Source organism: Micromonospora sp. M71_S20 (assembly GCF_003664255.1).
Taxonomy (GTDB): domain Bacteria; phylum Actinomycetota; class Actinomycetes; order Mycobacteriales; family Micromonosporaceae; genus Micromonospora.
Genome location: NZ_RCCV01000004.1, coordinates 101,705 through 113,743 on the forward strand (window position 1 = coordinate 101,705; position 12,039 = coordinate 113,743).

General features: G+C 77.4%; 1 protein-coding gene (running past one end of the window). It reads left to right on the forward strand.

From position 1 onward, the window contains the following. Window positions 1-12,039, forward strand: the 5' portion of a protein-coding gene (locus DER29_RS35710) for a type I polyketide synthase (RefSeq protein WP_233600248.1). 20,742 nt of this gene lie beyond the right edge of the window; only the first 12,039 of its 32,781 coding nucleotides appear in the window; its start codon is at window positions 1-3; its stop codon lies beyond the right edge, outside the window.

Consider the following 12,039-nt stretch of genomic DNA (forward strand, 5'->3'; position numbering starts at 1 on the left):
ATGCCCCACCGGACGGTGGACCCGGCGGCGCTCGCCGACCGGTACGCCGCGCTGGGGCGGTCCTTCGACGACGGGTTCTTCGGACTGTCCGCGCCCCAGGCCGCCCGCCTGCTGGCCGAGCAGCGGCTGATGCTCGAACTCGCCTGGACGGCGCTGGAGGACGCGCGCCTGGGACCGGACCAACTCGGCGCCGTGAGCGTGCACGTCGGCGCCACCTGGGACGGGCCGGGCCGGCTGCTGTTCCGTACCGCCCTGGCCAACGCCACCGGCTCACGGGTTGCCCCGGCCCGGGTCCGGATCGCCCCGGCCGCGTCGATGGCGGCCATGGCGCAGGCGTGGCCGCACGGGCCGGCTGCCGACGCCGGCGGTCTCGCCCTAGTCGGCTGGGCCGACGGCGCGGACGCCGGGTTCCTGGTGGTGAAGCCGCTGCCCGCCGCGCTCGCCGCAGGCGACCGGGTGCACCAGGTGCTCAACGGCGCCGCGGTAACCGCCGAGACTCCGGCGGGCGGTTCCGGGCCCGCCGCCGGCATCCCCGGCCCCGGTTCGCCCAACGACGCGGGACCGGTCGCCGGCGCGCGGCTGGTGCTCCTGCCCGTTGCGGGCGCGGACGAGGATGCGGTGCGGGAACAGGCCCGCCAGATCCGCGCCCGGCTCGCCGACAGCGTCGCCGTCGCCGACCTCGGTCGGTCCCTGGCGACCGTGCGCAGCGCGCTCCCGCACCGGGCGGTGCTGCTCATCGACGACGCCGACGCCGTGGGCCCGCTGGAGCTGCTGGCCGCCGGTGGCGTCGCGCCGGAGGTCGTGCGGGGCACCGCCGCCCCGGCCGGGGATGTCGTCCTCGTCTTCCCTGGACAGGGCCCGCAGTGGGCCGGGATGACCAGCGAGCTGCTCGACTCGTCGCCGGTGTACGCCGCCCGGATCGCCGAGTGCGCCGAGGCCCTCGCGCCGTTCGTGGACTGGTCGCTGACTGACGTCCTGCGCAACCTGCCGGGCGCGCCGAGCCTGGACCGGGTCGACGTGGTACAGCCGGTGCTGTGGGCGGTGATGGTCTCGCTCGCCGCGCTCTGGCGCGCGTACGGCGTCCGCCCCGCCGCGGTCGTCGGGCACAGTCTTGGTGAGGTGGCCGCCGCGTGCGTGGCGGGCGTGCTCTCGCTTGCCGACGGCGCACGCGTGGTGGCGACCTGGAGCAAGCTTCAGCTCGAACTGACCGGGCTCGGCGACATGGCCTCGGTCCTGCTGCCGCTGGACGAGGTGACCGGGCTGCTGACCCGCTGGTCGGGCCGGATCTGGGTGGCGGCCGTCAACGGCCCCCGGCAGACCGTGGTGTCCGGTGACGCCGACGCGGTGGCCGAACTGCTGGCCGAACTCGCCGCCCGCGACGTCCGGGCGCGGCTGCTGCCGGTGGGCCTCGCCGCGCACTCTCCGCATACTGACACCCTGGTCGGCCGGCTCGCCGAGGCGCTCGCGTGTGTCACCTCCCGGACCCCGGCGGTCCCCATCTACTCCACCGTCACCGCCGCAGAGCTGACCGTCCCGATGGACGCCACGTACTGGTGCCGCAACCTGCGTCAGCCGGTGCACCTCGAACCCGTGGTGCGGGCGCTCGCCCAGGCGGGAACGCGGTTCTTCGTCGAGGTCGGCCCGCATCCGGTGCTGACCGCCCCGATCCAGGAGACGGTGGACGACACGGCGGTTACGGTGGGCACGCTGCGCCGGGGCCAGGGCGGCCTGCGCCAGTTTCTTACCGCCGTCGCGGAGGCCGCTGTGCACGGGGTCGAAGTGGACTGGGCGGCCCACTTCCCGGCCGCCCACCCGGTGGACCTGCCGCCCTACCCGTTCCAGCGCCGGCCACGGCCGGTGTCGGCGGCGGCGACCGACGATGGCGGGTACCGCCGGGACTGGCGCGACTGGCCCGTCACCGCGCCGCGCGAGCCGCTGGGTACCTGGCTCGTCGTACGTCCCGCCGGTCTCGACGCGGACCTGGCCGGGGCGCTCGGCCGTGGCCTCGCGGCGCACGGCGCGCGGGTGGTGCACGCGGTCGACGGGCTGCCCGACATCGACTTCGCGCCCGTGCGGGGCGTGCTCGGCCTGTTCGGGCTGGCCGAGGCCGGCGACGGCGGCCTGGACGCCACCGTGGACCTGCTGCGCGCGATGGCCGTCGCCGCCCTCCCGGCGCCGCTGTGGTGCCTGACCCGGGTGGCCGCCGACCCGGCGGGGGCGACGCTCGTCGGGCTGGGTCGCGCCGCCGCCTTCGACGCCGCCGCCCACTGGGGCGGCGTGATCGACCTGCCCGACCCGCTGGACGAGGAGACGGTGACCCGGCTGACCGCCGTCCTCGCCGGGCCGCGACCGGACGGCGGCGAGTTCGCTGTCCGCGCGGCGGGCGTGTCCGTCGCCGACTGGGCGCCCGTGCCGTCCCCGCCGGCCGACGGGTGGCGGGCGCCCGCCACGGTCCGGTGCGTCGGCGAGCCCGATGCCGTGATCGCCGGGTGGCTGCGCTCGCGGGGCGCCGCCCGGCTGCTCACCCCGGAGGCGGCCGGGGAACCGGCCGACGCCGTGCTGGCCGTCGTGACCGCGCCGGAGTTGGACCTGCTGTCGCCCGAGCGCCCCGACCTCGCCGGGCCGCTCCGGGCCGCGCGGGACCTCCTCGACGGGCCCGACGCCGCCGAGCTGATCATCGTGGCCCCGCCGGGCGCGGCGGGCGGGCCCACCCAGGCGGTGGCGGCTGTGCTGTACGCGTACCTCGACGCGGTCGCCCCCGCCCACGGCCGGCGCGTCACGGTCGTCTCCGTCGCGCCCGATTCCCGGGTCGCCGCGCTCGAACAGGCGCTGGACGCCGGGGAACGCGCGTCGGTCCGTGGGCTCGACCCGGGCCGGTTCGACCTGGTCCGCGCCCGGCCGCCGCAGGCCGGGCAACCGGTCGTGGCGCGGCTGCTCGCGCAGCTGCCGCCCGTCGACCGCGACCGGCGGCTGCTCCGCCTGGTCCGGGACGTCACGGCCGGCGTGCTCGGGCGCGCCGACCTCGACCGGACGCCCGCCGACGCGACCTTCCTGGAACTGGGCATCGACTCGCAGATGGCGGTGGAGCTGCGCAACCGCCTGGTCGTCGAGACCGCGGTGTCGCTGCCGACGACCGTCGCCTTCGACCACCCGAACCCGGCCGCAGTGGCCGCGCTGCTGGCGGCCGAACTCGACGGCACGGCCGGCCGGGCCGCCGCCGACGGGGAGAACCCCGCGGACGCGGGGGACCCGATCGCCATCGTCGCCATGGCCTGCCGGTTCCCCGGCGGGGTGCAGACCCCGGAGGAGCTGTGGGATCTGGTCGCCGCCGGCGGCGAGGCGGTCTCCGCGTTCCCGACCGACCGCGGCTGGGACGTAGCCGGCCGGTACCACCCGCAACCGGGCACGCCCGGCCGTTTCTACCAGCGCGCCGGGGGCTTCCTGCACGACGCGGGCCGATTCGACCCGGGCTTCTTCGGCATCGCCCCCCGGGAGGCGCTGGCGATGGACCCGCAGCAGCGGCTCTTGCTGGAGCTGTCCTGGGAGACCCTGGAACGGGCCGGCATTTCGCCCGCGGCCCTGCGCGGCAGCCGCACCGGCGTCTACGTCGGCATGCTGACCCAGGACTACGGACCCCGCCTGGACGAGGCGCCGGAGGAGGTCGGGGGCTACCTGCTGACCGGCACCACCGGCAGCGTCGCCTCCGGCCGGGTGGCGTACACGCTGGGCCTGGAGGGGCCGGCGATCACCGTCGACACCGCGTGCTCGTCGTCGCTGGTCGCCCTGCACCTCGCGGTACGCGCGCTGCGCTCCGGCGAGTGTCAGCTCGCCCTCGCGGGAGGGGTGACCGTGATGGCCAGCCCCGGCATCTTCGTCGAGTTCAGCCAGAAGCGTGCGCTCGCCGCCGACGGGCGCTGCAAGCCGTTCTCCGCCGAGGCCGACGGGTTCAGCCTCGGCGAGGGCGCCGGCCTGCTGCTGCTGGAACGGCTCTCTGACGCCCGTCGCAACGGTCATCGGGTGCTGGCCGTGGTACGGGGCAGCGCGGTCAACTCCGACGGCGCGTCGAACGGGCTGACCGCGCCGAACGGCCCCGCCCAGCAGCGGGTGATCCGCCAGGCCCTCGCCACCGCCGGTCTCGCGCCGGCCGACGTCGACGCGGTCGAGGCGCACGGCACCGGCACCGTGCTGGGCGACCCGATCGAGGCGCAGGCCCTGATCGCCACGTACGGGCGCGACCGGGCCCGGCCGCTGTGGCTCGGCTCGGTGAAGTCCAACATCGGCCACACCCAGGCCGCCGCCGGCGTGGCCGGCGTCATCAAGATGGTGCTGGCGATGCGCGCCGGGCGGCTGCCGCGCACCCTGCACGCGGACCGGCCGTCGCCGCACGTCGACTGGGCGGCGGGCGCGGTGTCGCTGCTGACCGAGGAGCGCGGCTGGCCGGCGGACGGGCCCCGCCGGGCGGCCGTGTCGTCCTTCGGCATCAGCGGCACCAACGCCCACCTGATCCTGGAGCAGGGCGACCCGGAACCGGAACCGGCCGGCGAGCCCGGCGCGACCCCGGTGCCGTGGGTGCTCTCCGCGCACACCGACGCCGCCCTGCGCGAGCAGGCCGGCCGGCTGCGCGCCCACCTCGCCGCCCGCCCGGACCTGGTCCCCGCGGACGTGGCGTATACGCTCGCCACCGGCCGGAAGGCCTTCGACCGCCGCGCGGTCGTGCTCGCCGCCGACCCGGCGGACTCCGCGCGCGCCCTGGCGGCGCTGGCCGCCGGCGAGGACGCGGCCGGGCTGCTGCGGGGCGTCGCCGCCGAGGGCGAGGCCGTGTTCGTCTTCCCCGGGCAGGGCTCGCAGTGGCTCGGCATGGCGGCCGACCTCGCCGAACGGTCGGCGGTCTTCGCCCGCCGGATGGCCGAGTGCGCCGACGCGCTCGCCCCGCACGTCGACTGGTCGCTGTGGGACGTGATCCGGGGCGACGCGCCCGGCCTGGAGCGGGTCGACGTCGTGCAGCCCGCCCTGTTCGCGGTGATGGTGTCGCTGGCCTCGGTGTGGGAGTCCGCCGGCGTACGCCCCGCCGCCGTGGTCGGGCACAGCCAGGGCGAGATCGCCGCGGCCTGCGTGGCCGGCGCACTGCCGCTCGCCGACGCGGCCCGGGTGGTGGCGCTGCGCAGCCGGGCGCTCGTCGCGCTTTCCGGCCACGGCGGCATGGCCTCCGTCGCCCAGCCGGTGGAGCAGGTCCGGCGGGGCCTGCGCGACTGGCCCGGCCTCGTCGTCGCAGCGGTCAACGGCCCGGCCTCGGTGGTGGTGTCCGGTGACCTCGCTGCCCTCGACGGGTGGCTGGCAGCCCGCGAGGCCGCCGGCGACCGGGTCCGGCGGGTCCCGGTCGACTACGCCTCGCACAGCCCGCACGTCGAGCAGGTCCGGGCCGACCTCGCCGCCGCCCTGGCCGACCTGTCGCCGCGCCCGCCGCGGGTGCCGATGGTGTCGACGGTGACCGGTGAGCTGGTGGGTTCCGCCACCCTCGACGGAGACTACTGGTATCGCAACCTGCGCCAGGTCGTGGAGTTCGACCGTGCCGTCGGCCTGCTCGCCGACCGGGGACACCGGTTCTTCGTCGAGGTCAGCCCGCATCCGGTGCTGACCGCCGGCATCCAGGACCGGGCCGTCGAGGCCGTGGTCGTCGGCACCCTGCGCCGCGACGAGGACGGCCCGGCGGCGTTCCGCACCGCGCTGTGCCAGGCGTACGCGCACGGGCTGCCCGTCGACTGGGCCGCCGTGCTGCCCCACGGCCGGTCGGTCGACCTGCCGACCTACCCGTTCCAGCGTGAGCCGTACTGGCTCACCAACGTGGAGCGGCGGGCCGCGCCGGAGCCGCCAGCGCACCGGGACGACGCCGACGCGTGGCGGTACGCGATCGAGTGGCAGCCGGTCCCCGCGCCGTCAGTGGCCACCCTGACCGGCACCTGGCTGGTGCTCGGCGCCGACGCCGACGCGGAGCTGGTCCGGTCGCTGGCCGGGCACGGCGGCGAACTGCTGCCCGTGGACCTCGATCCGGCGGACCCCGGGCGCCTCGCGACCGTCGTCGCGGGCCGGAGCGTCGCGGGCGTGCTGTCGCTGCTCTCCCTCGACGAGCGACCCCACCCCGACCACCCGTCCGTGCCGGCCGGCCACGCCGCGACCCTGGCGGCGGTGCAGGCGCTCGGCCGGGCGGGGATCGACGCGCCGCTGTGGTGCCTCACCCGGGGCGCGGTCCAGGTCGACGACCGCGAGCCGCTCACCGCGCCCGGCCAGGCGTTGACCTGGGGGCTGGGCCGGGTTGTCGCGCTGGAACACCCCGAGCGCTGGGGCGGGCTGGTCGACCTGCCGGCCACCGTCGACCGGCGTACGGTGACCCGGCTGGTCGCGGTGCTCAACGGGCTCGACGGCGAGGACCAGGTGGCGGTGCGCCCCGGCGGCGTCCACGCCCGGCGGTTGCGCCACGCCCCGCCCGCCCGGGCCGTGCGGGACTGGAAGCCCCGGGGCAGCGTCCTGGTCACCGGCGGCACCGGGGCCCTGGGCGGCCAGGTCGGCCGGTGGCTCGCCCGCTGCGGCGCCGAGCACGTGGTGCTGGCCAGCCGGCGCGGCTCGGCCGCGCCCGGCGCGGCGGACCTGCGGGCCGAGCTGGAGGCGCTGGGCACCCGGGTCACGGTCGCCGCGTGCGACGTCTCCGACCGCGCCGCGCTCACCCGCCTGCTGGCCGAGCTGCCCGCCGAGCACCCGCTGACCGCGGTGTTCCACACCGCCGCCGTGCTCGACGACGGCATCGTCGAGTCGCTCACCTGCGCCCAGGCCGGCCAGGCGCTGCGCGCCAAGGCCGACTCGGCCCGGCACCTCGACGACCTGACCCGCCACCTCGACCTGTCCGCGTTCGTGCTCTTCTCCTCGCTGTCGTCCACTTTCGGCATCCCGGGCCAGGGCAACTACGCGCCCGGCAACGCCTACCTGGAGGCGCTCGCCCGGCGGCGGCGCGTTGACGGGCTGCCGGCCACCGCGGTCGACTGGGGCGCCTGGGCGGGTGGCGGCATGGCCGAGGGCGCCGTCAGCGACCTGCTCGACCGGCACGGCGTCCCCGAGATGGACCCGGCGCTAGCGCTGACCGCGCTCAAGCGGGCCCTCGACGCCGACGAGACGGCGCTGACCGTGGCCGACATCCGGTGGGAACGGTTCTACCTCGCCTTCACCGCCGCCCGGCCCAGCGCGCTGCTGCGCGGCGTGCCGGAGGTCGACCGGCTGGCCGCCGCTCGCTCCTCGGCGGACCCGTCCGCCGCGGCCGGCGCGCCGATCGCCGCCCGGCTGGCCGGCCGGCCCGCCGCCGAGCGGAACCGTCTCCTGTCCGACCTCGTCCGCACGCAGGTCGCCGTCGTCCTGGGCTACTCGTCGGCGGACGCGGTCGACGAGCACCGGGCCCTGCGCGAACTCGGCTTCGACTCGGTGTCCGGGGTGGAGCTGCGCAACCGGCTCGGCGTGGCGACCGGGCTCCGCCTAGCGTCCACCGTGATCTTCGACCATCCGACCGTCGCCGACCTCGCTCGGCTGCTGGACGCGGAGCTGACCGGCGCAGCCGCCGAGACGGTCACCGACGGGTTCGCCGCGACCGCCGCCGACGACCCCGTCGTCATCGTCGGGATGAGCTGCCGTTACCCCGGTGGGGTGACCGACCCGGAGCGGCTCTGGGAACTGGTCGCCGAGGGGCGCGACGCGATCTCGCCGTTCCCCGGTGACCGGGGCTGGCACCTGGCCGCCCTCTACGACCCGGACCCGGACCGGCTGGGCACCTGCTACGTCCGCGACGGCGGCTTCCTCGACGACGTGGCGGGATTCGACGCCGAGTTCTTCGGCATCGCCCCGCGCGAGGCGCTGGCGATGGACCCGCAGCAGCGGTTCGCCCTGGAGGCGGCCTGGGAGGCGGTCGAGCGGGCGGGCATCGATCCCGGCTCGCTGCGGGGCGGCCGGCACGGCGTCTTCCTGGGCAAGTCCTACCAGGACTACGGCCCGCAACTGCGCGGCGGGCTGGGCGAGCTGGAGGGGCACCTGCTCACCGGCAGCACGCCGAGCGTGGCGTCCGGCCGGATCGCGTACGCGCTGGGCCTGGAGGGCCCGGCGGTCACCGTGGACACCGCCTGCTCGTCGTCGCTGGTGGCGCTGCACCTGGCGGCGCAGGCCCTGCGGGCCGGCGAGTGCGAGCTGGCGTTGGCCGGCGGCGTCACCGTGATGGCCACCCCCGGGCTGTTCGTCGAGTTCAGCCGGCAGCGGGGGCTGGCCGCCGACGGCCGGTGCAAGCCGTTCGCGGACGCCGCGGACGGCACCGCGTTCGCCGAGGGTGTCGGCATGCTGGTGCTGGAGCGGCTCTCCGACGCGCGACGCAACGGACACCCGGTGCTCGCGGTGGTCTCCGGCAGCGCGGTAAACTCCGACGGCGCCTCCAACGGCCTGACCGCGCCGAGCGGACCGGCCCAGCGTCGGGTGATCCGGCAGGCGCTGGCGCAGGCCGGCCTCGCCACCATTGACGTCGACGCCGTCGAGGCGCACGGCACCGGCACCACCCTGGGCGACCCAATCGAGGCCCAGGCGTTGCTGGCGACGTACGGGCAGGACCGGGACCGGCCGCTGTGGCTGGGCTCGGTGAAGTCGAACCTCGGGCACACCCAGGCGGCGGCGGGCGTCGCCGGTGTGATCAAGATGGTCATGGCGATGCGGCACGAGCTGCTGCCGGCGACCCTACACGTGGACGAGCCGTCGACGCACGTGGACTGGACGGCGGGCACGGTGTCGCTGCTGACCGACCCCGTGCGGTGGCCGAGGGGCCGCCGGCCGCGCCGCGCCGGCGTCTCCGCCTTCGGCGTCAGCGGCACGAACGCGCACGTGGTGCTGACCGAGGGCGACCCGGTCGAGCAGCCGCCCGCCGAACCGGACGCGGACGGGCTGGTGCCGTGGGTGCTCTCCGCGAAGTCCGCGACCGCGCTGCGGGAGCAGGCCGCCCGGCTGTCGGCCGTCGTTGACGCCGCCCGGCCGGTCGACGTGGGCTGGTCGCTGGCGACCACCCGGTCGTCGTTCGCGTACCGGGCGGTCGTGCTCGGCGCCGGGCGGGCGGAGCTGGCCGGCGGGCTGCGGGCCCTGGCGGCGGGCGAGGAGGCCCCCGGGGTGGTGACCGCCGCCCCGGCGACCCGCCGCGGCGTCGTGTTCGTCTTTCCCGGCCAGGGGGCGCAGTGGGCCGGCATGGCCACGGAGCTGCTGGACCACCCGGTGTTCGCCGAGCGGATGGCCGAGTGCGCGGCGGCCCTGCGCCCGCACGTGGACTGGACGCTGCGCGACGTCCTGGCCGATCCCTACGCCCTGGCCAGGGTCGATGTGGTGCAGCCCGCGCTGTGGGCGGTCATGGTGTCGCTGGCCGCCCTCTGGCGCGCGCACGGCGTCGAACCCGCCGCGGTCGTCGGCCACTCGCAAGGCGAGATCGCCGCCGCCACTGTGGCGGGGGCACTGTCCCTGGCGGACGGGGCGAAGGTCGTCGCGCTGCGCAGCCGGGCGCTGACCGCGCTCTCCGGCGCCGGTGGGATGGCTTCGGTGGCGCTGCCGGTGGCCGACGTGCGGAACCTGCTCGCCGGCTGGGGCGACCAGCTCTCGGTGGCGGCGGTGAACGGGCCGCGCGCCGTGGTCGTGTCCGGTGCGCCCGCCGCGCTGGACGAACTGCTCGCCGCCTGCGGCCGCGACGGGGTGCGGGCCCGGCGCGTCGACGTGGACTACGCGTCCCACTCGGCGCAGGTGGCCGTCATCGCCGACCGGCTGCTGCGGGACCTGTCCGGCGTCGCGCCGCTGCCCGCCGAGGTGCCGATCCGCTCCACGGTGACCGGCCCCACGACGCTGGACGCCGACTACTGGTACCGCAACCTGCGGCACACCGTCGAGTTCGAGCCGGCCATCCGGGCCCTGGCCGAGCAGGGCCACGGGCTGTTCATCGAGGTCAGCCCGCATCCCGTGCTCATTCCCGGCATCGCCGACACCGTCGCGGACGCGGCCGTGGTCGGCACGCTGCGCCGACACGACGGCGGCCCGCGCCGGTTCCTCGCAGCCCTGGCCGAGGTGTACGCCGCCGGCCAGGACGTCAGCTTCGCCCGCCTTTTCCCCGACCACGCCGGCCGGGTGGACCTGCCCACGTACCCGTTCCAGCACCAGCGGTTCTGGCCCGAGCCGGAGCTCGTCCCCACCGGCCACGACGACGCTGAGTTCTGGTCCGCCGTCGAGCGGGGCGACCTGCCGGCGCTCGCCGACGGCGACGAGGACCGCAGTGCGCTGGCCCCCGCGCTGCCGGTGCTCGCCGCCTGGCACGGGCGCAGGCGGGCGCGGTCGGCGCTGGACTCGTGGCGCTACACGGTCCGCTGGCGGCCCGTCGACGCCGACCGACCGCCCGCCCTGTCCGGCGACTGGCTGCTGGTCGCCGCCGCCGACGAGCCGCTGGCCGGGCGGATCGGTGCCGCGCTCGCCGCGTACGGCGCGCGGGTGCAGGTCCTCGCCGACGGCCCGGACCTGACCGACCGGCTGCGGGAGCACCCCGACGCCGTGGGCGTGCTCTCCCTCGTGGGCCTCCGCGACGACCCGCACCCCGCCGACCCGGACGTGCCCGGCGGCCTCGCCGCCACCGTCGCGCTGGTCCGGGCCCTCGACGCGGCCGGCGTCGCCGCGCCGCTGTGGTGCCTCACCCGGGGCGCGGTCTCCACCGGCCGGGCCGACCCGGTCCTGCGGCCTGCCCAGGCCACCGTCTGGGGACTCGGCCGCGTCGTCGGGCTGGAACGCCCCGCCGGCTGGGGCGGCCTCGTCGACCTGCCGGAGCACGTCGACGACCGGTGCGCCGCCCGGCTAGCCGGGGTACTCGCCGGCCGCGCCGAGGAGGAGGTGGCGGTCCGGGCGAGCGGGGTGTTCGCCCGCCGGCTCGCGCACGCCCCCGCGCCGGCCGGCGCGGGCTGGCGGCCCCGGGGCGCGGTCCTCGTCACCGGTGGCCTCGGCGCGCTGGGCGGCCACGTGGCGCGCTGGTTGGCCGCGCACGGCGCCGAGCACCTGGTGCTGGTCGGCCGCCGCACGACGGGTGCCGACGACCTCGTCGCCGACCTCGCCGGCGCGGGCGTGCGGGTCACCGTCGCCTCATGCGACGTGGCGGACCGGGACGCGCTCGGCGCGCTCCTCGACGACCTCGCGCGGGACGGCGTCACCCTGCGCGCCGTCGTGCACGCGGCGGGCGTGGTCTCCTTCGCCGACGTCGCCGACCTGACCCCGGCCGACCTCGCCGGGGTCCTGCGCGCCAAGGCGTCCGGCGCGGCGGCCCTCGACGAGCTGCTCGCCGGGGCCGACCTGGACGCGTTCGTGCTGTTCTCCTCCGGCGCAGCCGTCTGGGGCAGCGCCGGCCAGGCCGGGTACGCGGCGGCGAACGCGTTCCTCGACGCGCTGGCCGAGCGCCGCCGCGCCCAGGGCCGGCCCGCGACCTCGATCGCCTGGGGCGCCTGGGCGGGCGGTGGGATGGTCTCCGATGAGCGGGCCGGCGACTGGCTGGCCAGGCTCGGTGTTCGCGCCATGGACCCCGCGGTGGCGGTCACCGCGCTGGCCATCGACGAGCCGACGTTCACCGTCGCCGACCTCGACTGGGAACGGTTCCTGCCGGCGTACACCCTGGCCCGGCCCCGGCCGCTGCTTGCGGACCTGCCCGAGGCGGGCCGGCCGGCGACGGCCCCCGGGCCCGGACCGGAGGACTCGCCGATGCGGCAGCGGCTCGCCGCGCTGCCTCCGGGGGAACGGCACCACACGCTGCTCGACCTGGTGCGCACCCGGGCCGCCGCCGTGCTCGGCCACCGCGACCCCGCTCCGGTACGCCCGGACCGGGCCTTCCGCGAGCTGGGCTTCGACTCGTTAAGCGCGGTGGAGCTGCGCAACCGGCTCGCCGACGCCACCGCACTGGTGCTGCCCGCGACGCTCGTCTTCGACCACCCGACGCCCGCCGCGCTCGCGGACCACCTGCTGGCC